General features: G+C 66.6%; 26 protein-coding genes and 2 tRNA genes. 20 read left to right on the top strand and 8 right to left on the bottom strand.

Going from position 1 to position 26161, the window contains the following annotated elements; translation table 11 throughout:
* Positions 1-31 precede the first annotated feature (31 nt).
* A complete protein-coding gene (locus BST42_RS15680) occupies positions 32-442 on the bottom strand; it encodes an HNH endonuclease (RefSeq protein WP_083120219.1) in 411 nt (136 codons plus the stop codon).
* A 23-nt stretch (positions 443-465) separates the two neighbouring features.
* Positions 466-3027 (bottom strand): aminopeptidase N, encoded by a 2562-nt coding sequence (pepN, locus tag BST42_RS15685; RefSeq protein WP_083120220.1) that lies wholly within the window; start codon positions 3025-3027, stop codon positions 466-468.
* An 85-nt stretch (positions 3028-3112) separates the two neighbouring features.
* On the opposite strand from pepN, the gene BST42_RS15690 reads away from it, so the two are divergent.
* From BST42_RS15690 to BST42_RS15705, 4 genes are read left to right on the top strand one after another with little or no spacing between them, the layout of a single operon-like run.
* Complete coding sequence (locus BST42_RS15690) at positions 3113-3721, top strand: mycothiol-dependent nitroreductase Rv2466c family protein (protein ID WP_083120221.1); 609 nt, start codon at positions 3113-3115, stop codon at positions 3719-3721.
* Positions 3722-3770: 49 nt separating this feature from the next.
* Positions 3771-5180, top strand: a complete 1410-nt coding sequence (locus BST42_RS15695) for a purine-cytosine permease family protein (protein WP_083120222.1) — start codon at positions 3771-3773, stop codon at positions 5178-5180.
* Positions 5177-5623 carry a nucleoside deaminase gene (locus BST42_RS15700; protein WP_083120223.1) on the top strand — a complete coding sequence of 149 codons (447 nt, stop codon included), beginning with the start codon at positions 5177-5179 and terminating at the stop codon, positions 5621-5623. Before BST42_RS15695 ends, BST42_RS15700 begins: the two co-directional genes overlap by 4 nt.
* A 14-nt stretch (positions 5624-5637) precedes the next feature.
* The gene (locus BST42_RS15705; RefSeq protein ID WP_083120301.1) at positions 5638-6573 is read left to right on the top strand and encodes an isopenicillin N synthase family dioxygenase; all 936 of its coding nucleotides are present in this window, start codon (positions 5638-5640) and stop codon (positions 6571-6573) included.
* Here the strand turns inward: BST42_RS15705 and BST42_RS15710 are convergent.
* Entirely contained in the window at positions 6529-7458 is a 930-nt protein-coding gene (locus BST42_RS15710) for an aldo/keto reductase (RefSeq protein ID WP_083120224.1), read from the bottom strand. The genes BST42_RS15705 and BST42_RS15710 overlap by 45 nt on opposite strands.
* Before the next feature lie 80 nt (positions 7459-7538).
* On the opposite strand from BST42_RS15710, the gene BST42_RS15715 reads away from it, so the two are divergent.
* From BST42_RS15715 to BST42_RS15730, 4 genes are read left to right on the top strand one after another with little or no spacing between them, the layout of a single operon-like run.
* Positions 7539-8081: a TetR/AcrR family transcriptional regulator gene (locus BST42_RS15715; RefSeq protein ID WP_083120225.1), complete on the top strand. Its 543-nt coding sequence runs from the start codon at positions 7539-7541 to the stop codon at positions 8079-8081.
* Between the two features lie 10 nt (positions 8082-8091).
* A complete protein-coding gene (locus tag BST42_RS15720) occupies positions 8092-8571 on the top strand; it encodes a ribose-5-phosphate isomerase (RefSeq protein WP_083120226.1) in 480 nt (159 codons plus the stop codon).
* 3 nt (positions 8572-8574) lie between these two features.
* Positions 8575-9366, top strand: coding sequence for an Fpg/Nei family DNA glycosylase (locus tag BST42_RS15725; protein ID WP_083120227.1), 792 nt, complete (start codon positions 8575-8577; stop codon positions 9364-9366).
* 36 nt (positions 9367-9402) lie between these two features.
* Positions 9403-11091 (top strand): cation:proton antiporter, encoded by a 1689-nt coding sequence (locus BST42_RS15730; RefSeq protein ID WP_083120228.1) that lies wholly within the window; start codon positions 9403-9405, stop codon positions 11089-11091.
* Here BST42_RS15730 and BST42_RS15735 read toward each other — a convergent pair.
* The gene (locus BST42_RS15735; protein ID WP_083120302.1) at positions 11088-11939 is read right to left on the bottom strand and encodes a hypothetical protein; all 852 of its coding nucleotides are present in this window, start codon (positions 11937-11939) and stop codon (positions 11088-11090) included. The genes BST42_RS15730 and BST42_RS15735 overlap by 4 nt on opposite strands.
* A 54-nt stretch (positions 11940-11993) precedes the next feature.
* Positions 11994-13175: a serine hydrolase domain-containing protein gene (locus BST42_RS15740; RefSeq protein WP_165760863.1), complete on the bottom strand. Its 1182-nt coding sequence runs from the start codon at positions 13173-13175 to the stop codon at positions 11994-11996.
* Between the two features lie 228 nt (positions 13176-13403).
* Here BST42_RS15740 and BST42_RS15745 point away from each other — a divergent pair, with 228 nt between their 5' ends.
* Positions 13404-15032 carry a metallophosphoesterase gene (locus BST42_RS15745; protein ID WP_110918634.1) on the top strand — a complete coding sequence of 543 codons (1629 nt, stop codon included), beginning with the start codon at positions 13404-13406 and terminating at the stop codon, positions 15030-15032.
* Between the two features lie 567 nt (positions 15033-15599).
* Here BST42_RS15745 and BST42_RS15750 read toward each other — a convergent pair.
* The gene (locus BST42_RS15750; RefSeq protein WP_083120229.1) at positions 15600-17018 is read right to left on the bottom strand and encodes a flavin monoamine oxidase family protein; all 1419 of its coding nucleotides are present in this window, start codon (positions 17016-17018) and stop codon (positions 15600-15602) included.
* 84 nt (positions 17019-17102) lie between these two features.
* Here BST42_RS15750 and BST42_RS15755 point away from each other — a divergent pair, with 84 nt between their 5' ends.
* From BST42_RS15755 to BST42_RS15765, 3 genes are all read left to right on the top strand, one after another.
* Positions 17103-18473 (top strand): hypothetical protein, encoded by a 1371-nt coding sequence (locus tag BST42_RS15755; RefSeq protein ID WP_083120230.1) that lies wholly within the window; start codon positions 17103-17105, stop codon positions 18471-18473.
* The gene (locus tag BST42_RS15760) at positions 18455-18829 is read left to right on the top strand and encodes a hypothetical protein (protein WP_083120231.1); all 375 of its coding nucleotides are present in this window, start codon (positions 18455-18457) and stop codon (positions 18827-18829) included. Before BST42_RS15755 ends, BST42_RS15760 begins: the two co-directional genes overlap by 19 nt.
* 163 nt (positions 18830-18992) lie before the next feature.
* Positions 18993-19505, top strand: a complete 513-nt coding sequence (locus BST42_RS15765) for an MBOE_33420 family protein (RefSeq protein WP_083120305.1) — start codon at positions 18993-18995, stop codon at positions 19503-19505.
* A gap of 5 nt (positions 19506-19510) precedes the next feature.
* On the opposite strand, the gene BST42_RS15770 is transcribed toward BST42_RS15765, so the two are convergent.
* On the bottom strand, positions 19511-20188 hold the full coding sequence (locus BST42_RS15770; protein WP_133057469.1) for a hypothetical protein: 678 nt from the start codon (positions 20186-20188) through the stop codon (positions 19511-19513).
* A 137-nt stretch (positions 20189-20325) separates the two neighbouring features.
* Between BST42_RS15770 and BST42_RS15775 the strand changes: the two genes are divergently transcribed.
* A complete protein-coding gene (locus BST42_RS15775) occupies positions 20326-21036 on the top strand; it encodes a hypothetical protein (protein ID WP_083120233.1) in 711 nt (236 codons plus the stop codon).
* Positions 21037-21046: 10 nt separating this feature from the next.
* Here the strand turns inward: BST42_RS15775 and BST42_RS15780 are convergent.
* A tRNA-Gly gene (locus tag BST42_RS15780) sits at positions 21047-21120 on the bottom strand.
* A gap of 133 nt (positions 21121-21253) precedes the next feature.
* Between BST42_RS15780 and BST42_RS15785 the strand changes: the two genes are divergently transcribed.
* The 7 genes from BST42_RS15785 to BST42_RS15810 all read left to right on the top strand — a co-directional run bounded on the left by BST42_RS15785 (position 21254) and on the right by BST42_RS15810 (position 26156).
* Positions 21254-21327, top strand: a tRNA-Pro gene (locus BST42_RS15785).
* A gap of 53 nt (positions 21328-21380) precedes the next feature.
* Positions 21381-22820 carry a trigger factor gene (tig, locus tag BST42_RS15790; RefSeq protein WP_083120234.1) on the top strand — a complete coding sequence of 480 codons (1440 nt, stop codon included), beginning with the start codon at positions 21381-21383 and terminating at the stop codon, positions 22818-22820.
* A 105-nt stretch (positions 22821-22925) separates the two neighbouring features.
* Positions 22926-23513 (top strand): ATP-dependent Clp protease proteolytic subunit, encoded by a 588-nt coding sequence (locus tag BST42_RS15795; protein WP_102805706.1) that lies wholly within the window; start codon positions 22926-22928, stop codon positions 23511-23513.
* Positions 23506-24153, top strand: a complete 648-nt coding sequence (locus tag BST42_RS15800; protein WP_036344341.1) for an ATP-dependent Clp protease proteolytic subunit — start codon at positions 23506-23508, stop codon at positions 24151-24153. Before BST42_RS15795 ends, BST42_RS15800 begins: the two co-directional genes overlap by 8 nt.
* Positions 24154-24178: 25 nt before the next feature.
* Positions 24179-24310: a hypothetical protein gene (locus BST42_RS30320; protein WP_264047814.1), complete on the top strand. Its 132-nt coding sequence runs from the start codon at positions 24179-24181 to the stop codon at positions 24308-24310.
* A 283-nt stretch (positions 24311-24593) separates the two neighbouring features.
* Positions 24594-25874 (top strand): ATP-dependent Clp protease ATP-binding subunit ClpX, encoded by a 1281-nt coding sequence (clpX, locus tag BST42_RS15805; protein WP_083120235.1) that lies wholly within the window; start codon positions 24594-24596, stop codon positions 25872-25874.
* An 18-nt stretch (positions 25875-25892) separates the two neighbouring features.
* Positions 25893-26156 carry a hypothetical protein gene (locus BST42_RS15810; protein WP_083120236.1) on the top strand — a complete coding sequence of 88 codons (264 nt, stop codon included), beginning with the start codon at positions 25893-25895 and terminating at the stop codon, positions 26154-26156.
* The last annotated feature ends 5 nt before the right edge of the window (positions 26157-26161 follow it).

Below are 26161 nucleotides of genomic sequence, written 5' to 3' on the forward strand. Positions count from 1 at the left end.
GGTGCCGGACGTCCTCTGCACGAGATTGACCTCACGCAGAGGAAGTTCGAGTAGACGTCTGCGTGAGTTCAATCTCGCGGGAGTCGTCCGCGGCCTCGGCCGCAGCGAGCAACTCGGCGCGGATGCGCACATACCGCTCGAGGAACAGGCGTTCGTCGAGCCGCTTGCGGCGCAGCCAGCCGGTGACCTCGTCGTTGCATTTGCTGGCGTTACACGCCCCGCAGGCGGGCACCACGTTGTCGATCGTGTAGCGCCCGCCCCGCGATATCGCCATGACGCAGTCGCGTTGCAGCGGCTTACCCGTCGCCCCGCAGTACGCGCAGCCGTTCCAGGCGAGCTTCAGCGTCGCCCACTGCTCCTCGGTCAGGTCATTGACCACCGCTTTCACCCGTCGGGTGCGTCTGCGCGCCGCGCGTGCTCGTCGGGTGTTCCTGGCTGCCATAGCGTGATTTTGGCAGCGCGGGATCACTGCGCGTCGAAGGCGCGCGCTTTCAGTGAGCGTTCGATACCGGCCCGGCCTTCCAACACGAGCCTGCGCAACGCCGACGGCAGTTCGCCGGCGAGGAAGTTGTCCGCAGCCAGCAGGGCCTCGGAGCTGATGTCCCACGACGGGTACAGACCGATCACCACGGTCTGCGCGACCTCGCTGGAGCGGCGCTCCCACACTCCGGGGATCGCCGCGAAGTAGCGCTCGGTGAACGGCTGCAGCAGCGCGCTCTGTCCGGTCTGGACGAAACCGCCGATGATCGCACGCGCGGTGATGTTCGGCAGGGTGTCGTCCTCGATCACCTGCTGCCAGGCCGCATTCTTGACGTCGAGCTGCGGGCGGGCCGCCGACGCCGCGGCCGCGTGCCTGCGGCCGGCCGCAGTCGGATCGCGCTGCGCCTCGGCGTCGATGAACGGTGTCTCCACGCCGTCGCCGTCGATGTCGCCGGAAGCGGCCAGCGCCGTCACGATGCGCCAGCGCAGATCGGTGTCGATCACCAAGCCGGGCAGATTCACCTCGGCCGGCTCGTTGTCCAGCAGGGTCGCGAGCACCGCGACGTGATGCAGCTGCAGCACCGACGTGCACAACGCGTTGACGAACGCGAGCTGATGATCCGAGCCGGGGGAGGACTCACGGGCCAAGTCCAGCAGCCGGTCGGCGAACGCCGGCCACCCGTTGGCGCACGCCCACTGCGGATCGGCGTAGGAATTCAGTGCGGTTTGCGCCTGCAGCAGCAGCCGCTGCGCCACCCCGACCTCGGTCTCGGCCTGCACACCGCTCATCACCAGCGCAACGAAATCGCGAGCCTTCAGTTCGGCGTCGCGGGTCATCTCCCACGCCGCCGACCACACCAGCGTCCGGGGCAGCGGCTCTTCGATGTCGGCGATGCGGCCCAGTGCGGTCCGCAGCGAATCGTCGTCCAGCCGCAACGAGCAGTAGGTCAGGTCGTCGTCATTGACCAAGACCAGCTTGCCGCGCGAAACACCTTGCAAAGCAGGGACTTCGGTGACGGATCCGGAGATGTCGAGCTCTTCGCGGTGCACCCGCACCAGCTTGCCCGTCGTCGGGTCGTCGTCGTAGATGCCGACCGCCAGCCGGTGCACCCGGGTCTCGCCGGCCCCCGGCGCCGCACCGCCCTGATTGATCGCGAACCGGGTGAACCGGCCCTCGTCGTCGACATCGAAGTCGGCGCGCACGGTGTTCAGCCCGGTGGTCTTGAGCCATTGGCGGCCCCAGTCGGACAGGTCGCGTCCGGAGGCCTTCTCCAACGCACCCAGCAGGTCGTCGAACGTGGCGTTGCCGAAGGCGTGCGCGGCGAAATAGTCACGCAGCCCGGCCAGGAAGTGCTCCAGCCCGACGTAGGCGACGAGCTGCTTAAGGACGCTGGCGCCCTTGGCGTAGGTGATGCCGTCGAAGTTGACCTCGACGGCGTGCAGATCCGGGATGTCGGCCGCGACCGGATGGGTCGACGGCAGCTGATCCTGTCGGTAGGCCCAGGACTTCTCCACATTGGCGAACGTGGTCCACGCCTGGTCGTACTCGGTTGCTTCGGCCTGACACAGCACCGAGGCGAACGTCGCGAACGACTCGTTGAGCCACAGGTCGTCCCACCACGTCATCGTGACCAGATCGCCGAACCACATGTGCGCCATCTCGTGCAGCACGGTCTCCGCGCGACGCTCGTAGCTGTAGCGGGTGACCTTGGACCGGAAGACGTAGTCCTCCAGGAACGTCACCGCGCCGGCGTTTTCCATTGCGCCGGCGTTGAATTCGGGCACGAAGAGCTGGTCGTACTTGCCGAACGCGTACGGCACCCCGAAGTTGCGGTGGTAGAAACCGAACCCCTGTTTGGTTTCGGTGAACAGCCGCTCGGCGTCCATGTACTCGGCGAGCGACGAGCGACAGAACAGCCCGAGCGGGATCTCGCCGTGCTCGTCGGCGTAGACGTCGTCCCAACGCGCGTAGGGGCCGGCGATGAGCGCCACCAGGTAGGTGCTCATCCGCGGGGTGGTGGCGAACGTATGGACGCCGCCCTCGTTGGACACGGTCGCGCCGTTGGAGATCACCTGCCAGTGCGACGGCGCGGTGACCGTCACGTCGAAGGTGGCCTTGAGGTCGGGCTGGTCGAAACAGGCGAACATCCGCTTGGCATCCGCGGTTTCGAACTGCGAGTACAGGTACGCCTCACCGTCGACCGGGTCGACGAAGCGGTGCAGGCCCTCACCGGTGTTGGAGTAGCGGCAGTCGGCGTCGACCACCAGGACGTTGGTCTTCTCCAGCCCCTGCAGCGCGATGCCGGTGGACTCGTCGTATTCCAAGACGTCGACGTCGCGGCCGTTGAGAACCGCACTGTGCACGGTATCGGCGGCCAGGTCGATGTAGGTGTCGGCGCCGGGGGTCGCCTCGAATTCGACGGTCGTCGTGGATCGGAAGGTCGTCTCGGAGCCGGTCGTCAGATCGAGAGCGATGGAGTAGTTGCCGACGGTGACCAGAGCAGCGCGCTCGATGGCCTCGTCACGAGTCAGGTTGGGTAGTGCCACGCGTCCAACCTAGCGGCAGTGGGAACAGTGTTCTATTGGAAGGAGTTGAGTTGGAAGTCTGCGTCCATCGCTGGGAGGAGCCCGCATGTCCGAGAAGTCAGTAGCCGGTTTTTGGTTCGACCCGCTGTGCCCCTGGTGTTGGATCACCTCCCGCTGGATTCTCGAGGTCGAGAAGGTTCGGGATATCGACGTCGACTTCCGGGTGATGAGCTTGGCCGTGCTCAACGAAGGCCGGGACCTGCCCGAGGAATACCAGGAGATGATGAAGAAGGCGTGGGGACCGGTCCGCGTCGCCATCGCCGCCGAGCAGGCGCACGGCCGCGAGATCCTGTCGCCGCTGTACGCCGCTATGGGCACCCGGATCCACGACCAGGACAACAAAGATTTCGACGTCGTGATCGCCGAGTCGCTGGCCGAGGTGGGATTGCCCGCCGAGCTCGCCGAGGCGGCCACCTCGGACAAGTACGACGACGAACTGCGCAAGAGCCATCATGAGGGCATGGACGCCGTCGGCGAAGACGTCGGCACCCCGACCATCCACATCAACGGCGTGGCGTTCTTCGGCCCTGTGCTGTCCCGCATCCCGCGCGGTGAGGAAGCAGGCAAGCTCTGGGACGCCTCGGTTACGTTCGCGGCCTACCCGCACTTCTGGGAGCTGAAGCGGACGCGGACCGAAGCGCCGCAGTTCGACTGAAATTTCCCCTCCGGTTGCGCGCCGGCTTGGTAGGGACAATTTTTAGTCCATGACAGTGGCTGATCCGACCGAGCCGAGCGTGCAGACCGACGGCACCTACCGCGACAAGCTGGTGGCCGTCGAGCCCGGTGGCAACGAGTTCATCGCGCACGAGGATCGGCACGGGCATCCGCGCCAACTGTTCTGGACGTGGACCTCACCCAATCTGGAGTTCGCGACGATCTTCGTCGGCGTGCTCGCGGTCGCCGTCTACGGCATGACCTTCTGGCAGGCCGTCGCAGGCATCGTGGTCGGCACCGGACTGGGTGCGATCGCGCACTACTTCCTGTCCGCCCGTGGCCCGTTGCACGGCGTGCCGCAGATGGTGTTGGGCCGGTTGGCGTTCGGGTTCAAGGGCAACGCGGTGCCTGCCGTGCTGATGTCGGTGACCGCCGGGGTCGGGTGGTTTGCCACCAACAGCGTCAGCGGCGCCTTCGCCCTGTCGACTCTGTTCGGCATCGGGCCGCTGGCGGCACTGGTCATCGTCGTGCTGATCCAGACCGGGTTCGCTTTCTTCGGCCACAATCTTGTTCAGGCCTTCGAGCGCTGGTCCTTCCCGGTGCTCGCGGTGATCTTCGCGATCGCCTCGGTCGTGATCCTCACCAAATCTCACTTCGACGCGCCTGCGATCGACGGCGGTGTCGGCGGTCTGGGCGGGTTCCTGCTGACCGTGGGCACCGCGTTCGGCTACGCCGCCGGCTGGACGCCCTATGCCGCCGACTACACCCGGTATCTGCCTGCCACCGTGTCGACTGCGCGCACCGGACTGTTCGCCTCACTGGGACTGTTCCTGTCGTGCACGATCCTCGAGATCGTCGGCGCAGCATCGGTGACCATCGGCCCGGCGCTGTCCGACAACCCCACCGAAGCGTTCACCAGCGAGCTGGCCTCGCCGCTGGCCAAGGCCACCCTGCTGGCGATCGCGGTAGGCGCGATCGCCGCGAACGCGATCAACATCTATTCCGGCGCAATGGCTTTCGTGACCATCGGCGTCAAGCTGCCGCACCATATCGCCCGCGCCCTGGTCACGGTGTTCTTCGGCGTCGCGGGCTTCTGCATCGCGTGGTGGGCGCTGGCCGACGCCGCCGCCAGCTATGAGGCCTTCCTGCTGATCATCGCGTACTGGATCGGACCCTGGCTGGGCGTGGTGTTCGCCGACCAATACCTGCGTCAGGGCCAGCCCATCGCCGGATTCCTCTACGACCGCAGCTATGCCAACTGGGGCGGATTCGCGTCGTTCGGCCTCGGCCTTGTGGTGTCCGTGTTGCTGTTCTCCAACCAGGAGAAGTTCGTCGGCTACATCGCCAGAGCGGTGCCTGAGCTCGGCGACATCACCTTCTTCGTCGGCTTCCTGATCGCCGGGGGAAGTTATCTTGTGCTATGCCGATCGAAGATCACCGCCGAACGCGCCGCGGTATGACACCGGAAGCGATGCTCGAGGTCGCCTACGCCGAGGCCCGAAAGGGATTGGCGGAGGGCGGAATTCCGATCGGTGCCGCGTTGTTCAGCGCCGATGGGGAGCTGTTGGGCAGCGGGCACAACATGCGGGTGCAGGACGATGATCCGTCGATTCACGCCGAGACGGCGGCGTTTCGCAATGCCGGCCGCCAGCGCGACTATCGCTCGACGATCATGGTGACGACGCTCTCGCCATGCTGGTATTGCAGCGGGCTGGTGCGTCAGTTCAACATCGGTGCGGTGCTGATCGGGGAGAGCCGGACGTTTGCCGGCGGCCACGACTGGCTGGCCGAATTCGGCGTGGATGTCACGCTGCTCGACGACGAGCGCTGTGTGGCGATGATGACCGATTTCATCGCCGAGAACCCGGAACTGTGGAACGAGGACATCGGAGTCGCCGAGTGATCGCCACCATCGACATGTCCAGTTGGTACGCCGGGGGAGAGCAGGCCGACGCGGTCGCCGCCGAACTCGACGAGGGGCTGCGGCAGGCCGGTTTCATTCTGGTCACCGGGCACGGCATCGATCCGGGTCTGGCGGCCGGCGTGCGGGCCGCGTCGCGGAAGTTCTTCAGCCTGCCCGACGACGTCAAGCGCCGGTACTCGGTGCCGGTCGGCGGCCACGGCTGGATCGCTCCCGGTGCGGAAGCCAATGCCTACGCCGAGGGCACCGAGACGCCGCCCGATCTCAAGGAGAGCTACAGCCTGGGTGCGGAAACGGCCGTCGGCGACCCCGAGATAGACCGGATCTGGTTCGCGCCCAATGTCTGGCCCGCCGAGGTGGCCGAGTTGCAGCCGCTGGTCACCGAGTACACCGCGGCCGTGCACCGGCTGGCCGACGATCTGCTGGCCTTGATGGCGCACGCGCTGGGGCTGGCGGCGAACCCCTTCGCCGCCCTGGCTGACCGGCCGACCTGGACGATGAACATCAACCACTACCCCCCGGTCAGCGTCGTCGGCGAGCCCGAACCCGGCCAGTTCCGGATCGGCCCGCACACCGACTTCGGCACCGTGACGATCCTGGACCGCGAGCCCGGAGCTGGTGGGCTGCAAGTCTTTTCCGAGGCCGACGGATGGGAAGACGCACCGTACGATCCGGCGGCGTTGACCATCAACATCGGCGATCTACTCGAGTACTGGAGCGGGCGGCGCTGGCCGTCCGGGCGGCACCGGGTGCTGCCCCCGCAGCCGCACGCGCCCGAAGAAGACCTGATCTCGCTGATCTACTTCTACGAAGCCAACCACGACGCACTCATCACTCCGCTGGAGCCGCCGGTCGGGCGAGTGCCCGGGTTGTCGCCGGTGACGACGTCAGCGTTCATCAAGGAACGGTTGGACGCCATCACCGTTGGCTGACGTCCTACTCTCCACGGCGTCCAGTTCGGCAATCGTTTTGGCGCTCAACGTGATAGCGCCTGCGTCGACGTTCTCTTCCACATGGCCGAGGGACGCCGTGCCCGGAATGAGCAAGATCGCGGGGGAGTGCGCGAGCAACCATGCGAGGCCCACCTGGGCGGGTGTCGCGTCGAGTTCGGCTGCAATCCGTACCACAACGGGGTCGTCGGCGACCTTCGGAAAGCCCGGAAAGCCGGACCCCAGAGGGAAATACGGGACCCAGGCGATGTCGTTGGCCGCGCAGAAGCTCACGGCGTCCTCGTGGGTCCGGTCGAGCACGTTGTAGGCGTTCTGCACGCAGACGATTCCAGCGGGAAGGGCGTGGCGCACGGTGTCCAGCCCGACGTTGCTGATCCCGATCGAGCCGATCTTGCCCTCGTCGCGCAGTGTGATCAGCTCGGCCAGCTGGTCGTCGAGGTCCACCCGCTGATCGCCCTCGGCGATCAGTCCGGGTCCGATGTCCGCACGACGCAGGTTCACCACCGGGATCCGCTCCAGGCCCAGGGTGTCGAGATCCAGTTCGACGGACGCGCGTAGCTCGGCGGGTTTCTGAGCCAGGGTCAGGGGCACCTGCGCGCCCGGCGCCGCGCGGGCCCCAACCTTGCTCACAATCACCACATCCTCGGGATAGGGCGCGAGTGCGCGCCGGATGCGGCGGTTGACGTCGCCGTCTTCGTAGAACGATGCGGTGTCGATGTGATTGATGCCCAGCTCGACCGCGCGGCGAAGCAGGGTCACCGCGTCGTCGATCGGCGGGGTGGCGACGCTCATCGCGCCGTACCCGATCCGGGCGACCCTGCGTTCACCCAACCGGCCCGCGCCGCCTGGCTCTGATGTCGACGTCATGGCGCTCCTCACGTGTCATACTCGGCGATGCGGAGGAACCTCCGCTTCACCGACGATAGCAAAACGGAGGTGCCTCCGCTATGGCCGAGCGGTCCGATGCGCTGCGCAATCGCGAACGGCTGCTGGCCGCTGCTGCGGCAGCGTTCGCCGCAAGCGAGGGCCCGGTGTCGTTGGAGGGCATCGCCCGCGACGCCGGCGTCGGTATCGGCACGCTGTACCGGCACTTTCCCAGCCGGGAGGCACTCACTGAGGCGGTCTACCGCACCGAGCTGGCCGAGGTCGCGGCATCAGCCCGGCACCTGTTGGAACGCGACCCTCCGGCGGCGGCCCTACGCCGATGGATGAACCGCTACGCCGAGTTCGTCGCCGCCAAGCGGGGCATGGCCGAATCACTGCGCGTGGTCTTCGAATCCGGTGCTGTCACACCTGGCGACACGAGAGCCAGCATCGTCGGCGCCGCCGAACTATTGCTCGCCGCCGGGGCGGCCGACGGCAGTCTGCGTGCCGACGTGCGCGCCGACGACCTCGTCTCCAGCATGTTGGGCATCTCTCTGGCCAGTAGCTCGACCGAGCAGACGCAGCGGATGCTGGACCTTCTCGCGGCCGGAGTGGCCGCCCGTTAGGGTTACGGCCATGCGTGTCTACCTCGGCTCTGACCATGCCGGATACGAACTCAAGCAAGCCATCATCGAGCACCTGAAAAACGGTGGTCATGAGCCGATCGACTGCGGCGCCTACAGCTACGACGCCGAGGACGACTACCCGGCCTTCTGCATCGCCGCCGCGACCAAGACGCTGGCCGACCCCGACAGCCTGGGCATCGTGATCGGCGGTTCCGGCAACGGCGAGCAGATCGCGGCCAACAAGGTGCCCGGCATCCGCTGCGCGCTGGCGTGGAGTGTGGAGACGGCGTCGCTGGCCCGCGAGCACAACAACGCTCAGGTGGTCAGTATCGGCGGCCGCATGCACCCGGTCGAGGACGCGCTGAGCTTCGTCGACGCCTTCCTGTCCACCCCATGGTCGGAAGCCGAACGCCACCAACGTCGTATCGACATCCTCGACGAGTACGAGCGCACCCACGTGCCGCCGCCGGTGCCCGGCGCCCCGGCCTGACCTGTGCCGGAAGGGCACACCCTTCACCGGCTCGCGCGGCTGCATCAGCGCCGGTTCGCCGGCGCCCCGGCGGCCGTGTCGAGTCCGCAGGGCAGATTCACCGACGCCTCGATCGTCGACGGCCGGGTGTTCACCCACGCCTCGGTCTGGGGCAAGCACCTGTTCCACCACTACGACGGCGGTCCGATCGTGCACGTCCACCTGGGGCTGTACGGCACCTTCACCGAGGCGCCGGTGCCGATGCCGCTGCCGGTCGGTCAGGTGCGCATGCGGATCGTCGGTGACGAGTGGGGTACTGACCTGCGCGGTCCGACCGCGTGCGAGGTGATCGACGAAGCGCAGGTATCGGCCATCGTGGCCCGGCTCGGGCCCGACCCGCTGCGCCGGGATGCCGACCCTGCGCTGCCGTGGGCCCGAATCTCCAAGTCCCGCAAAAGTATCGGCGCCCTGCTGATGGATCAGAGCGTGATCGCCGGGGTGGGCAACGTGTACCGCAGCGAGTTGCTCTTTCGGCATCACATCGACCCCTTCCGGCTGGGCCGGGACGTCTCCGAGGCCGAGTTCGCCGATGCCTGGACCGACCTGGTCGCGTTGATGAAGGTCGGTGTACGACGCGGCAAGATCGTGGTGGTTCGGCCCGAGCACGATCACGGGGCGCCGTCGTACGGCCCGAACCGTCCGCGCACCTACGTCTACCGGCGCGCCGGTGAGCCGTGCCGGGTGTGCTCGACCCCGGTTCGGACCGCCGAGTTGGAAGGTCGCAACGTGTTTTGGTGCCCCACCTGCCAGGTGTGATCAGCGCCGGCGGGCAGCACCCGCGAGAATGCTTGTATGGAACTGATTCTCGTCGTCGTCGGCGCCATTGTCGTCGCGGCGATCGCCAAGAACCGTGGCCTGGAACCGGCTCTGATGATCGTCGTGGTGGGCATCGCCGCATCGTTCCTGCCGGGCTTCGTAGCGCCTGAACTGGATTCTCACGTCCTGCTCTCGGTGGTCCTGCCGCCGCTGCTGTACTCCGCGGCGCTGGACTTCTCGTTTCCGGCGTTCATGCGCAACATCAAGCCGATCCTCGGCCTCGGCGTGGGCCTGGTTGTGGTCACGGCGTTCACGGTGGCCGCGGTGTCCGCGTGGCTGGTCGTGGTGCCGCTGACATTCGCCACCGCGCTGGTTCTCGGCGCCATCGTCGCACCGCCCGACGCCGTCACCGCCGTCGCCGTGGGTCGCAAGCTGGGCCTGCCCAAGCGGGTGATGACGATCCTGACCGGTGAGAGCCTGATCAACGACGCCGCCGCGCTGGCATTGTTCTCGATCGCCGTCGCCCAGGTCGCCGGCACCCACATCTTCATCGACAATCCGCTGCTGCTGTTCGGCTACAGCGCACTGCTCGGCCCGGTGGTGGGGGTTGCGCTCGGCTACGTGACGCTGTGGATTCGCGAACGCCTCAACAGCGCCAGCCTGGAGACGATTCAAGGCCTGGTGGTGCCGTTCGCCGCGTACATCACCGCCGAGCGGTTCCACGCCTCCGGTGTGCTGGCGGTGGTGGCCGCCGGGTTCATCGTCGGCAGTGGCACATTGAGCGCCGGCTACCAGACCCGGCTGCAGGAACGCTACGTGTGGCACTCCGTCGACGTGCTGCTGGAGGCGTTCGTGTTCGCCTACATCGGTCTGCATCTGAGGTTTGTCCTGGAGGACCTGCGCGACGCCCACGAGTCGCTCGCGGAGGTCGGCGTCGCGGCGCTGGTGGTGCTGGCGATCGTGCTCGTGATCCGGCCGCTCTCGGTGTTCGTGATGTTCGGCCGCGGCGTGTTGTCCCGGCATGTCGACCGCAGACTCAGCGTGCCGGTCCCCGAGGGTGGCCGGGGCGCACTCGGCGCCCGCAGGCGGGAACGGCCAAAAGGCAAGTGGCGGGCCATGATTGACCACACATCGCTGACCTGGCAAGAAAATGTGGTGGTGTCCTGGACGGGGATGCGCGGGGTGGTGACGTTGGCCGCGGCCGCCGGCATCCCGACGACGATCGCCAACGGTGAGCCGTTCCCGGAGCGGGCCACCATCCAGGCGATCGCGTTCGTCGTGGCGGTAGGCACACTGCTGCTGCAGGGATGGACGTTGCCGCCGCTGATCCGTCGCCTGCATCTGTCCTCGCGGGAGGACGACCGGATCTACGACCGTGAGGAGACCTATAAGACCGAGCACACCGTGCATGTCGCCGCCGACGAGGTGCTGGCCCGGTTCGAGGCCGAGCCGCCGGCAGGCCTCGACCCGCATGTGCTGACCGAGATTCGTGACTGGATCGCTCGGCATTCCAAGGATGCCGACGAGATGCCCGACCCCGAGGAGCACGACCTGCGTGCGGAGGTGTTCGCGACGCTGTATCGCAATGTGCTTGCCGCGCAACGCGCGGCGTTGATCGCCGAACGCGACGAGGGCCGCATCGATGATGAGGCCGTGCGCGCGATGCTGGACCGGCTGGACTTGCAGGAGGCCAGCGTGACGGCCCGGATGGAGAGCCGGATCTAAAAGTCGCCGAACCCGCCGCCGAAGTCCCCGCCGCCGAAGTCGCCACCACCCCAGCCGCCGCTGTCGCCGAGGCCGCCGCCGTCCCAGCCACCTCCGTCGCCGCCCCAGCCGCCGCCGTCGCCACCCCAGCCGGCGTCCTGGCCGCCCGCGTCCAGACCCTGATCGAAACCCTGGTCGTAGCCCTGGTCGAAACTGGAACCGAAGCCGTTCTCGAATCCCGAGGCGCCGTAATCCACGCCGTGCATGCCGGAGAACAGTGCATCGAACAACAGCACCGATCCGACACCCCAGGCGCCGGCCACCAGTGCCGTTTTCCACCAGGGTTCGGAGTACCAGCCCGCCGGCACCGGACGCCCGGCGACCCGGCCGCCGGGGTAGTAGTTCGGGGTCCGCTGGCTCGGAGTCGGGGAGGCCTCGATCTCGCGGCCCTCGAACTGCACCTTGCGGTCCTCGGTCACCGCGCCCGCCGCCTTCTGGCCGGACACCGTCTCCAGCTCGGGCCCCGGATCCATACCCATCGCGGTGCGGGCGGCGCGCACGTAGTAAAGCCCCTCGATCGCACTTTCCTTGGCCAGCATCGCCTGCTTGGCGGTGGTGGCCTGGTCGATCTGAGAGGAGGCGGCGGTGAACCGCTCGGAGGCGTCGGCCAGTGCCTGGGTGGCGGCCTCGTTGGTGCCGGACAGGTTGAGCACCTGGCCGCCGAGGCGCTCGATCACCCGGCGGGCATCGGCCTTCGCGTCCGCCAGCGCGGCCGCGGTGCGATTGCCGGAGGCCCGCGACGAGCTCACCACCGCCAGCACGATCACACCGATGACGACCAGGATGAGCACGACCAGCACACCGTTCATGGCGTCCACAGTACCGATCCTGTGAAAGTGCTCCGGAGAACGAGAATTAGCTCCTCAGAGCACACCGAGAGCGCGGTACACCTCGTCGCTGAGCGCGGTGCTGCGCGGATCGGCATTGCACTTGGTGGCGTCGAAATAGTTCATCACGTAGGCGTAGCCGATGCGGTGCTCGAGGTCGACGAACCCGTAGGAGCCGCCCGAGCCGCCGTGGCCGAAGCTGTGCAGGTTGGGACCTGCCACACCGCGTTGATTGAGCATGTAGCCCAAGCCCCAACCGTGGTCGGCCACCCGGGGCCCGAGCACGACGTCGGGATCGAAGCCCCCCTGCGAAACCCGCACCGCCTCCAGAAGATCGCGGCTGAGCAGCTTTTCCTGCGCGAGCCCGTTGTAGAACGTGGCCAGACCCAGCGCCGAAACGTGACCGTTGGTGCTGGGGAACTCGCTGATACGCCACCGCTCGAGCTCGTTGGAGCCCAGCTCGTCGTCGGGGACGAAGCCCATCGCGACGGCCATCCCGGCCATCGGGTGCTCGGCGAGCGAGGTCGGATACCCCGGCGCCTGGCCGTTGGCCAGGACATCGCGAATGTGGGGCTTGTTGATCATCTCCGCGCAGCGGTGGTGCTCGGCGGCCGGCAGACCGATGTGGACGTCGACGCCCATCGGCTCGGCGATCTCGGTCCGCAGATACTGGCCGATCGTGCGTCCGGTCACCCGGCGGACGACCTCACCGAGAATGAACCCGAAGCTGACCATGTGGTAGCCCTGGGCCGTGCCGGGCGGCCACCACGGCTCGGCTGCGGCCAGGTCGGCGCACACCCGGTCCCAATCGGTGGTGTCGCGCCAATGCATGCGGGTGCGAGGCCCGATCACACCGGAGCGGTGCCCGAGCACCGACGCGATCGTGATGTCCTGCTTGCCATTCGACGCGAACTCCGGCCAGTAGCGGGCGACCGGGGCGTGCAGGTCGAGCTCGCCGCGATCGGCGAGCAGATGCACACAGGTACTCGTCAGCCCTTTGGTGCCGGAGAACACACTGGCCAGCGTGTCCTGGCGCCACCGCCGACGCCGGCGGGCATCGGCATAGCCGCCCCACAGATTGACCACCAGGTCGCCGTCGACCCACACGGCGACTGCTGCGCCGACCTCATCGCGCGCGGTGAAGTTCGCCTCGAAAGCGTCGCGCACCGCGCCAAAACCCGCGGCGCACGCACCGCCGATGGGGATGTGGTCGCTCAACGCGCCTCCTGGCCGCAGGGTATCGCCTGAATCTACGGTGGTCAGGTTAGCCAGCAAAGATGTGAGAACGATTGGAGCGGAATCGAAACCACCCTGTAATTAGCGCCGACGCCGGCAGATTTGTTCATGTGGATTTTCCAGCCGGTTTGACGTTCTCGCAGGGCGGTACGTCACGATCCTGGTGTGGAGATTCCCGATACGGGCATTCCGCCGGCTCTCGCGAGCCGGATGACGATGGCCGAGCAGTACGAATGGCATCAGAGCTATCTGCGCGCCCGCCCGGTGTCGCGGCGCAACTTCCTGCGCGGATCGGCCGCCGCGGCGGCCGTCGCGGCACTGGGGGCCGCCCCGTTCGGTCGCCGCGCTTACGCCCAGGATGCGCAGTTGGCGGTGGCAGGCCGGCGGGTCGGCTACGGGGCCGACGCGTCGAGCCAGCTACGGCTGGCCGGCCAGCTGTCCCGCAACCCGGGTACGACCAAAGTCTTCCTCGACCACGGCCCGACGCCCGGGCTCGGCGCGACGGTCGAGGCGGAGGTGCGCAACCTGGTGACCCAGATCCCGGACAGCAGCGGCGGGGTGCTGTCGGCCGAGCAGTTCTACGTTCACGCGCCGGTCGACGGGCTGCCCGGGCGCACTCCGCACTTCTACCGGTGGCGCACCGACGACGGATTCGTCAGCGACGTCCGGTCCGCCGCGACCGCCATGCCCAGCGCGCGAAACGCGGTGGGCTGGTTCCGGTTCACCATGATGGGGGACCAGGGCACCGACGAAACACCGCTGGCTCCGCCCGGTCTCACCCGCGGCGATTACGACGACAGCTATTACAAAGCCGACAACGACCCCACCGTGTCGCACACCGCGAATGTGCTGGACCAGATCGTCGCGGCGCGTCCCGACTTTCACGTGCTCGCCGGTGACATCGCCTACGCCGACCCGTCCGGGGCCGGTAAGCCGCCGCAGTTCGTCCGAAAGGGTGAACCGCCCAAGGGTTTCGACAAGTTCAACCCGTACGTCTGGGACGTGTATCTGAACTCCATCGAGGCCAGCGCTTCGACGACGCCGTGGATGTTCGCCACCGGCAACCATGACATGGAAGCCGCCTACCCGGTGCACGGCTATGGCGGCCACCTCGCCCGGCTCGACTTTCCAGGCAACGGTCCGTCCGGCTGCCCGTCGGTCTACTCGTTCACCTACGGCAATGTCGCGGTGCTCTCACTGGACGCCAACGATGTCAGCTATGAAATCACCGCCAACACGGGTTACTCCGGAGGCGCTCAACATAGTTGGGTGGAAAGGACTTTGGCGGCACACCGCGCCAATCCCGACATCGACTTCATCGTGTGTTTCTTCCATCACTGCGCCTACTCGACCACCGAGGCGCATGCCAGCGACGGCGGTGTGCGCGCCGCGTGGGTGCCGCTGTTCGACCGGTACCAGGTCGATTTGGTGTTGCAGGGCCACAACCACGTGTTCGAACGGTCCGACCCGATCCGTGGCGGCGCGCCCACCCGGGCGGCCGAGGACAACGCGATCGTCTATCCGGAAACCGATGGCACCGTCTACTACACGGTGGGGTCAGCCGGACGGCCGCGGTACAACTTTCAGCCCGGCGAGCCGGAGAGCTACCGAGGCAACGTGGCGCCCGACACGTTCGTTCCCAACAGCTACGTCTGGACGGCAGACGGCCACAAGCAGACCGAAGCGGTCGGCTGGTCACGCGTGCGGTTCCGCAACTACGCCTTCATCCGAGTCGATGTGCGCCCGGGTGGCCTGCTGAGCGAGATGGACGTGACCGCCGTCGACGAGTACGGCCGGGAGTTCGACAAGCTGACCGTCCGACGGCAGGTTCAGAAGTAGTCGAAATGGTCGGCGGCCGCTCTGAGATGCAGGCGATCTCCGGCGTTCCCCGCCGTACGCAACAGGTGCGCTGACTAGACCATGCCGTGGGTCTCCGCTTGGCCGATGAGGCCAGTGGCTTGTGACGCGGCAGTGGGCGACCCGAGGAGTCCCGCGAGAGCGGCTCGGTCCAAGTGTGATGACCCATATACCCCATGGGGTATACTTGATTATCAGACAAGAAGGAGGGTCGGGATGGCGAAGAGGGCTAAGCAACTGGCAGGCATACTGATCGCGATCGCCGCTTCCGCGGTCGTCTGGGCTCCGGTCTCAGCTGCTGCTGAGGGCAACTCGACCTGCGTGGCAACCGGAGGATCGACCGATTGCCAGGCGCCGGACAATGCCCAGATTTACGCGGCCCCGCAGGCTCTACCGGCATCTGGGGGTCATTCCAATCCGAAGTGGCAGCCCCTCGGTTACAACCCGAAGTGGAATGGCTTCCAGCCTTGAGATCGGGTCCCGTCACGTCGCGTCATGTGCTCGCGGCCGGGGGTCGCGCGAACTACACCCCAGTGCAATAAGTTTCGGTTATCCGTTATCCGAACGATGCTGAGCGCGATGTGGCGTAGTCGCGTTCGCCGCATGGGTAGCTTCTTTGGCCTCCGTCGCCATGACTTCTCCGGCCGCGCGTTCTCCGGACCGGACCGCACCGTCCACCCAGCCGTGCATGACTCCAGACGTTTCGGTGCCCGCCCAGTGGATTCGGCCGCACGGCTCGGTGATGGCAGGCCCGAATTCGGTCAGCACACCCGGTGGGCAGTGGCTGAGCATGCCTCCGCCCGAATACCTTTCGACGCTCCAATCCTGATCGAGGTAGGCCAGCGGGGTGGCGGCCGGTCGGCCGAAGCGCTCCACCAGCTGCGCCAGCACTTCTTCTCTGCGCGCGTCGGGATCCATCTTGGAATACCGGCGGCCGTCGGGTCCCTCGGTGATCACGCACATCACCCCGGGCCGCGGCGCGTCGGTGGACGCGTCGATGGTCAGCGTCGCCAGCGTTCCGGGTGCGAACGACTGGCCTGTCAGCCCGTCCTTGCGCCAGAACGGCTCGTCGTAGACGATGTTGATCTTCACGACAGCACCACTCGGGATGCGCTGGTGCAGGAAGGCCCGGTCCACCGGAAGCATCGGCTCGTAGAGGATGTGGCTGGCGATCGCGATCGGTACGGCCACGATCACCCGGTGCGCCCGCACTGTCATGCCGTCAGCCTCGATGGTGACACCTTCGCCATCTTGAATGATGCGCCGCACAGGCTGATTCAAGTGCAGTGAGTCTCCGAGCGCGGCGGCCATCTTGCCGGACACCGCGCCCATGCCGCCGATGACGCGGGAATCCTGGGAGCCGTCCTTGATGCCGAGCACGAATGACGGCCCACCGCCGGACGCCAATTGGCGGAGCACGAACAGCATCGATGTCTCCGAGGCCGCCGACGTGTACAGGCCGGCGATGGCCGCTTCGAGCAAGGTGTGTGCGGGTTTCGAGAGCGTGCGGTCGTTGAGCCATGAGGCGTAGGTGATGCGGTCCAGCTTGTCGGCGTTCTTGGCTTCCCACGGCGCCTCGAGCGGGATCGTCTTGCACAGCCGGGTCAGGTCGAGGAACACCGCGCCCATGTTGAGCGCCGCCCAGGGGCTCATAGTCAGCGGGATGGTGCCCTCATAGCGATAGTGCTTGCCTTCGACGACCATCATGGCTTCGCCGTCGATGTACTGCTTGTAGCTGCCGATGCCGAATTCCTTCATCAGCCCGTAAATGGCGTCCTGACCTGGCCCGACCCATGCGCCGCCCCGGTCGATCCAGATGCCCTCGGGGCCTTCGACGGTGAAGGTGCGTCCGCCGACCCGATCGCGGGCTTCCAGGAGGGCCACCGAGTGGCCCGCTTGGTGTATTCGCAAGGCAGCCGTCAACCCGGCAAAGCCCGCGCCGACCACGCAGAAATCCACAACGGCCATGGCTTATGGTGCGCTTCGCCGTATACATACTGTGGGCGTTTGGCAAAGTATTGAGCTGCCCGCCGCACGGTCCCCGGGAGGACAATGAGCACCGACGAATCCGTCCGTACCGCCGTGGTGTTCGTGCACGGTTTGCTCGAGCGCCGACCGATGGATGTCCTCGACGATTTCGCCAAGACGGCGTTGACACCGGACGGTGACCGTTGGGAGTACGTCCCGCAGCCCATTGAGATCACTGATTCCTACGAGGCGCGTTGCTACGTCGCCCCGTCGGGCGTCGATCTCTTCGAATACGACTGGTCGTTCCTGATGATGAGCGCTCGGTATGCCGGTTTCATGCCTGCAGTGGCGCGGGTATTGCTGCGCCGTCCTCGCCACGTTCCCGACCAGTTGTTCGGCATCTGGCGTGTGGTCGTGCTGACCGTGCTCATCCCATTGGCCGCCATCGTGGCGCTGTTCGTCGTAGGTGGGTATTTCCTGCACACCGGGGTGGCCGGCTGGATCATCGGCGTCGCCACCAGCGTGGTGGTCCTGACGGTCGCGCTGGCGGTGTTCCGCCTTCTCCCGCGAGCGTTGACCCGCAGCTTCTTGACCACGGGCTTCGTCAACGTCGCGCGCTATTTCGACATAGCACCGGAATCCCACGCGGCGCGGCGTGCGATCCGCGGCGGGCTGGTCGACCTGTTGTACACGCTGCAACAGGGGCGTTATGCGCGGGTGGTCCTGGTGGGGCACGGCATCGGCGGCTACATCGCCTATGACGCCCTCACCGCGCTGTGGGCCGAGATGCACGAGTTGCGGGCCGCGTCAGCTCCGGCCCCGAGCTCGTCGACGGAGGTTGACGGCTCGGCCGAGGAGTTCCAAAAGCAGCAGTTCTGCCGGTGGCAGGACCTGCGACGACTGGGAAATCCATGGCGGATAACTGATTTCGTGACGGTCGGGACGCCGATGGCGTTGGCCGACCTGTTCGTCGCCCGGCCGCCGATTCTCAGCGGCTGTAGTCGGGTCGACAGGCGGCACGCTCTGTTCCGCTCGTTGATCCGGCGGGGTGTGGTGTGCAGTTGTCCGCCGCTGGCCGATGACTCCGGGGAGTCGACGACGCCGGGTGGCCTGTCACCGTTCGCGGTGACCCGCTGGACCAACCTCTGGTTTCCGGTGCGGCGGGGCGCTATTCGCGGTGACTGGTTCGGCGGGGCACTGGCGCCGTTGTTCGGAACAGGCGTCCGCGACATCGCGGTCAGCGGCAATATCCCCGAACGGTTGACCCCCGGGTTCGCGCACACCCGATACTTCAAGTATCCCGAGCGTGACGCTGATGGTGACGTGGCATCCGAGCTTCGGAAAATCCTTGCCCTCGAGGACCATTCGGGACTGGATGTTTCGGTCGGTGCACCCGACCCCGATCCAGCGACAGTCGGTCGGGTGGTGTACCGGTCATGGCAACGCAGTATGTGATGCCGGGTCGACGGCGGGGGATCGCCCTGCGGGCGGTGTGCGCGGTCAGCGCGGTTGCCGCATTTCTGCTGGCCGTCATGGCGGCCAATGATCTGTACTTCGTCGGCTTCCCGGACTCGCACCTCACCGACTACGACCGAGCGGCCGAGACGCCCAAGCGGGTACTGATGTGGGCGCAGTGGGGTCTTGTTCTGTTCTTTCTGTCGCTGGCGGTTGCGCCGATCAGATCTACGGTGCGCACCATCGCGTTGTTCGCCGGTCTGGTCGGGCTTGTTGCCGTTGCTGTCGTTCAATGGGTCGGTATCCCTTGGTATTTCATCACCCATCTCGGTCTCGATAACGGAGTCGGAGGCTGACGTGAGATGTGACATCAGCACACCGAGCCGGCACCGACCGGTACATCGAAGCGGGTTCCAGACGGTCAATGCGGCGACGAGCCCATCAATCAGCCATTGGATGCGCCGCGTAGTCCCGATCGCGCGGAACCCTATTGCGGGGCGAGATGGAGCGGATATGACCATGTGGAAGTTGGGCCTCGCGGCGGCGGTGGCCACGCTGTCGATCGCCCCGGCCGTCGCGCACGCGGATCGTGCTGAGCCCCCGCCGTTGTACGGGTACTACAACCTGCTGATCGACTTCTCCAAGCAGACGTTCAACGGGGCGCCCACACCCATGAACCCGATCACCTTTCCGGTCCCGTTCTCCACTCACTGCGACGCCGGCGGCTGCGTCGCGACCCTCGACAACGCCGACGACCATGCCCGCAATCCGGGCGCGCCGGTTTCGTACGACTACCGATGGAATGGTCAGCGCTGGGAGACCAGCGGTGAGTATCCGTACTTCTGCGATCGCAACGACCCCAACAGCGTCGTGACGGCTCAACGCTCCGACTACTGGGTTCCGAAACCCGACGGCAGCTTTTCCGGCGAGCGCACCCTGATCATCGGCGGAGCCGGCTGCCCGGGTGAAGGGCCCGGCACGCATCGGCTGCCGATTGCGCTGACGCCCATCGATCCGCCGCCGGGCAATTGACCAACTCAGCCGGCGGCGGCGCTTCTGACCCGCTTGCTGCCGCCCTTGCCGGGCGCCGCCGTGGCGGACGCAGTCGGCTTCTTGGCGGTGCGAACTTTCGCGGCCCCAGGAGCCGTCCGGCCGCTCGACGCGGTGGAGCGCCCGGTGCTGCCGGTGGTACGGGCGGGTTCCCCGACACCGATGGTCGGCTTGAGCCGCGCCTGCGCCGGGGCTGAGCCGCCGCAACTCTGGCCGGCGAAGCAGACCGGGAACTTCGGCACCCTCGGGACGTGGAAGACCCTCAGCACCGGATTGACGAGGTTGGCGAAGCCATTCCAGGCGTAGGCGGTCGCCGCGAACGCCACGACGAGGCCGCTGAGCCCGATGGCGGCCAGACCGGGGCCAGCGCCCAGACCGAGACTGTTGAGGTACTCCAGGATCGACGCCGCGAACGCGAGGAAGTCCGGGGGTGCGGTGGTGTCGCTGGCGGTCAGGCTCGACGACGCCGGGCGGGGTGCGGGCGCCGGCGTGGTGGCGCCGGCGCTGACGTCGACCACATCGACGGACGCCAATGCGACCGCGTGAACGTCAGTGCGGGGGAGCGCAACTCTCGGCGGTGCAGTCACCACACCGAGAGCAACGATTCCGGCGGCGGCCGCCGCGGCGTAGGGACGAATAATCCTGCTGTGGATCTCTGTGCGCATCATCACCTTTGGTCGTCGGCCACGAACGGCGAATCGATCATGGCACCGGCGAGTCCGGGTGGAGTCGCTTTACCAAACAATATTTGCGCATCCGTCAGTCCAGTTTGGGCGCTCACCGAATTGGACATGATGGGACGGTGAAACTGCTTCCGACACCCGACGTGGCGCTCGCCGACTCCGACGTCGAAGACGCACTGGGCCGGGCCGTCGCGGTCATCAATCCGCTTCTCGACGTGCTGTGGTGGACCGACCCATTGGGAATCAAGCGGCAAGACCCGCCGAATGTCGTCTCCCGGGTGCTCAACGCGGCCGACGTTCCCGGCACCCTGGCCTGGGACGACCTGGACACCGACGACCGGATCGATTGGTGGGTGTGGCGGGTCGGAGCGCTGAACACCGTGGTGGTGGCGGTGCCTGGCCTGCTGGGAGTCATCGGGCGACGACTGCCGATCCAGGATCTCCTCGGCTTCGCCAACCAGGCCATCGTGCTCTGCGCCGTGGCTCGCGAGCTGGGCGTCACCGACTACCGGCGGCAGACCCGGATGCTCGCCTCGGTGCTGTGCGAGCGGGACCTGTCGGTCGTGGTACACGACCCGGATCGGGCCTCGGCGATGGCGATCCCGTTCACGCCGCAGGGCATCGCCTCGGCGGTCTGGAAGCTGGTCGGAGTCCTCGACGCCGTTGGCGATGAGCTCGGGAAGCGGCCGCACCCGCGGGCGCCGTTCCGGTACGTGGCCATGCTGCCCGGCCTGGGCGCGGTGGCCTCGTACCTCGGGGAGATCGGTGCGCTGTCCCGGGCCGCCAAGCAGGGGCGAAAGTGGGTTGACCAGCAAAAAGTGCCCAGCTAGGGCGGTGAAGTGGAGCGGGCGACGGGAATCGAACCCGCGTAATCAGTTTGGAAGACTGAGGCTCTACCATTGAGCTACGCCCGCGTGTTTGCGCGAGCCCAAATGTACCGGTCGACCTGATCAAATCCGAATCGGCCCACCTGGAAGCGCGTCGCCGAGGTCGATTGCCGCTGAGCAGGCATAGGGCCGTAGGATTCGGGCGCAAGAAATACAGCACCGGGGTGTAGCGCAGCTTGGTAGCGCATCCGCTTTGGGAGCGGAAGGCCGCAGGTTCAAATCCTGTCACCCCGACACGCCCAACGAACGTCCCGCACGAGAACAAGACTGAACCGAGGAGTACCGCCGTGAAGAGCACCGTCGAGAAGTTGAGCCCGACCCGGGTTCGCATCAATGTGGAGGTGCCCTTCACCGAATTGCAGCCCGACTTCGACCGCGCCTACAAGGAGCTCGCCAAGCAGGTCCGGCTGCCTGGCTTCCGGCCCGGGAAGGCGCCGGCCAAGCTGCTCGAGGCCCGCATCGGTCGTGGCGCGGTGCTCGAGCAGGTCGTCAACGACGCGCTGCCCAGCCGGTACAGCGAAGCCGTCACCGCCACCGAGGTGACGCCGCTGGGCCAGCCCGAGATCGAGGTCACCAAGATCGAGGACGGTGAAGAGCTGGTGTTCACCGCCGAGGTCGATGTGCGACCCGAGATCGAACTCCCGGATCTGAGCGCGCTCAAGATCGAGGTCGAGGCGATCGAGATCAACGACGAGGAAGTCGACGCCGAACTGGAGTCGCTGCGCGCCCGCTTCGGCACCCTCAAGGGCGTCGAGCGGCCCGCCCAGACCGGTGACTTCGTGTCGATCGATCTGTCGGCCACCGTCAACGGCGAAGAGCTTCCCGACGCCGCCACCGAAGGCCTCTCCCACGAGGTGGGCTCCGGCCAGCTGATCGACGGCCTCGACGACGCCATCGTCGGGCTGTCCGAGGGCGAGTCGAAGGTCTTCACCACCAAGCTGGCCGCGGGCGAGCACGCCGGTGCCGACGCCGAGGTCACCGTCACCGTCAAGTCGATCAAGGAGCGCGAGCTCCCCGAGGCCGACGACGAGTTCGCCCAACTGGCAAGCGAGTTCGACACCATCGACGAGCTGCGCGAGAACCTCGTCGAGCAGGTCAAGCGCGTCAAGCGGATTCAGCAGGCCGAGAAGATCCGCGACAACGCCCTCGAGCTGCTGCTGGAGAAGACCGAGGTGCCGCTGCCCGAGGCGATCGTGCAGGCCCAGGTCGACCAGACCGTGCACAACGCGATCCACGGCCTCGACCATGACGAGGACAAGTTCGCCGAGACGCTCGAAGCCGAGGGCAGCTCCCGCGAGAAGTTCGACGCCGAGACCCGTGAGGCCGCCGAGAAGGCCGTCAAGACGCAGCTGCTGATGGACGCGATCGCCGACGACCTCGACATCCAGGTCGGCCAGAACGATCTGACCGAGAGGCTGGTGCTGATGTCGCGGCAGTACGGCATCGAGCCGGCGCAGCTGCTGCAGATCCTGCAGCAGAACAATCAGCTGCCTGCGATGTTCGCCGACGTACGCCGTGGCCTGACCGTCGCCGCGGTGGTCGAGGCGGCCACCGTCACCGACAGCGAGGGCAACGTCGTCGACACCGCCGAGTTCTTCGGCCCGCCGGCCGGAGCCGAGGACGACGAAGTGGTGGCCGACGCTGACGACGTCGACGTCGACGAGGTCGTCGAAGACGCCGAGGCCATCGAGAAGGACGTCGAGCAGCACGCCGAGAAGTCCGAATAACGCCGACAGCGAAAGCGCACTCTCCCGGGAGTGCGCCCCGCTGTGGGTTCGTTAGGGTCGGGTAGAACCAAGTCTGTAGAAAGCAGGTATCAAGTCGTGACTCATATGCGTTCGGGCGCGCCAGGGCTGAACCTCACTGACTCGGTGTACGAGCGATTGCTCGCCGAGCGCATCATCTTCCTGGGGTCCCAGGTCGATGACGACATCGCCAACCGGTTGTGCGCGCAGATCCTTCTGCTGGCCGCCGAGGATCCGACCAAGGACATCAACCTCTACATCAACTCGCCGGGTGGCTCGATCAGTGCCGGCATGGCGATCTACGACACCATGGTGCTCGCGCCGTGCGACGTCGCCACCTACGCGATGGGCATGGCCGCCTCGATGGGCGAGTTCCTGCTCGCGGCGGGCACCAAGGGCAAGCGCTACGCGCTGCCGCACGCCCGCATCCTGATGCACCAGCCGCTGGGCGGCATCACCGGCGGTGCGGCCGACATCGCCATCCAGGCTGAGCAGTTCGCGCTCATCAAGAGGGAGATGTTCCGGCTCAACGCCGAGTTCACCGGCCAGACGATCGAGCGCATCGAGGCCGACTCCGACCGCGACCGCTGGTTCACGGCTCAGGAAGCACTGGAGTACGGCTTCGTCGACCACATCATCACCCACGCGAACTTCAATGGAGCGACCAATGCCTGATTACACTGACGCGCGGCTCACGCCGCAGGGCCGCTACATCCTGCCGTCGTTCGTCGAGCACTCCAGCTGGGGCGTGAAGGAATCCAACCCCTACAACAAGCTGTTCGAGGAACGCATCATCTTCCTGGGTGTCCAGGTCGACGACGCCTCGGCCAACGACATCATGGCCCAGCTGCTGGTGCTGGAGTCGCTGGATCCGGACCGCGACATCACCATGTACATCAACTCCCCGGGCGGCTCGTTCACGTCGCTGATGGCGATCTACGACACCATGCAGTACGTGCGTGCCGACATCCAAACGGTATGCCTGGGGCAGGCTGCCTCCGCTGCCGCGGTGCTGCTGGCTGCCGGCACCCCGGGGAAGCGCCTCGCGCTGCCCAACGCGCGGGTGCTGATCCACCAGCCGTCGCTGGGCGGCGTCATCCAGGGCCAGTTCTCCGACCTGGAGATCCAGGCCGCCGAGATCGAGCGCATGCGGACCCTGATGGAAGAGACGCTGGCCCGCCACACCGGCAAGGATCCGGCCGTGATCCGCAAGGACACCGACCGCGACAAGATTTTGACCGCCGCGGACGCCAAGGAGTACGGGATCATCGACACGGTCCTGGAATACCGGAAGCTGTCGGCTCAGAACGCTTGATGGTGGTGGCTGCCGGGTTAAGCCGGTGGCATCCGATGTTCGCGCCCGCCGCGACCCTCTGGGTCGCGGCGTTCGCGTCGAGGCCGGCGTCGTGTTCGGCTTCGCGCTCGGCGAACCCGACTCGGCGACCGACCACCGGCGCACGCCCGGACGGTAACGTGGAGAACGGCGAACACCAGGACGAAACTCCACGGTCGGCGCAGCTCAACGCCTCTCGGTTCGGTAACGGCGGCGACACGCCAAAAACACGGCAGCGCGTTCCGAGGCGACGAGAGCGGTGTCAGGGGATATGTTCACCATCACGCACGAATACCACTGGCGCGATTCGTCTTTATCTGTCGCACCGCGGCGGAGCAAGCGGGTAGCGTCGGGACAGAGCCCAACGCGGACTTGATAGCTACGATCGAAGACCCGGCGAAGGAAAGTAGGACCCCACCACCATGGCGCGTATCGGAGACGGCGGTGACCTGCTGAAGTGCTCGTTCTGCGGTAAGAGTCAGAAGCAGGTGAAGAAGCTCATAGCGGGTCCGGGCGTCTACATCTGCGACGAGTGCATCGATCTCTGCAACGAGATCATCGAGGAGGAGTTGGCCGACGCCGACGACGTCAAACTCGACGAGCTGCCCAAGCCGGCTGAGATCCGCGAGTTCCTGGAGAACTACGTCATCGGGCAAGACACCGCCAAGCGCACGCTGGCCGTCGCCGTCTACAACCACTACAAGCGCATCCAGGCTCAGGAGAAGCACCGTGACTCCCGCGCCGAGCCGGTGGAGCTGGCCAAGTCCAACATCCTGATGCTCGGCCCGACCGGCTGCGGCAAGACCTACCTGGCGCAGACGCTGGCCAAGATGCTCAACGTGCCGTTCGCGATCGCCGACGCCACCGCGCTGACCGAAGCCGGGTATGTGGGCGAGGATGTCGAGAACATTCTGCTCAAGCTGATCCAGGCCGCCGACTACGACGTGAAGCGCGCTGAGACCGGCATCATCTACATCGATGAGGTCGACAAGATCGCCCGCAAGAGCGAGAACCCGTCGATCACGCGCGACGTGTCCGGCGAGGGTGTGCAGCAGGCGCTGCTGAAGATCCTCGAGGGCACCCAGGCTTCGGTTCCTCCCCAGGGCGGCCGCAAGCATCCGCATCAGGAGTTCATCCAGATCGACACCACGAACGTGCTGTTCATCGTTGCGGGTGCGTTCGCCGGGCTGGAGAAGATCGTCTCCGACCGCGTCGGCAAGCGTGGTCTGGGCTTCGGTGCCGAGGTGAAGTCCAAGGCCGAGATCGACACCCAGGACCACTTCGCCGAGGTGATGCCCGAGGATCTGATCAAGTTCGGGCTGATCCCGGAGTTCATCGGTCGTCTGCCGGTGGTGGCGTCGGTGACGAACCTGGACAAGGAATCGTTGGTGCAGATCCTGTCCCAGCCGAAGAACGCCCTGGTGAAGCAGTACACCCGGCTGTTCGAGATGGACGGGGTCGAGCTCGAGTTCGCCGACGACGCGCTCGACGCCATCGCCGATCAGGCGATCCATCGCGGCACCGGTGCCCGCGGTCTGCGCGCGATCATGGAAGAAGTCCTGCTGCCGGTGATGTACGACATCCCGAGCCGCGACGACGTCGCCAAGGTCGTCGTGACCAAGGAGACCGTCCAGGACAACGTCTTGCCGACGATCGTGCCGCGCAAGCCTGCGCGTCCCGAGCGCCGCGACAAGTCTGCCTAGGCGTCGTACCGTCTGTACATGAAGACACTCCGCCACCGATCTGCGGTGGCCGCGGTAGCCGTCACTGTTGCCATGCTGGGTATCACCACGGCCTGTGGCTCCAACGAGAAGCCTGCGCCGACGACCAGCACGACAACGACCACCACCACGACGCCGGCCAGCACGAGCGTGCCGCCGTCACCATCTCCGACGGAAAAGGGCTCGGACGGCGGCGGACCCAATAGCTTCTCGCCGACGGTGAAGGCCCCGCCGCCGCCGACGGCGATTCCCGGGAACAACTGACGCCG

Origin of the sequence: Mycolicibacterium rhodesiae (genome assembly GCF_002086695.1) — a bacterium.
GTDB lineage: Bacteria > Actinomycetota > Actinomycetes > Mycobacteriales > Mycobacteriaceae > Mycobacterium > Mycobacterium rhodesiae.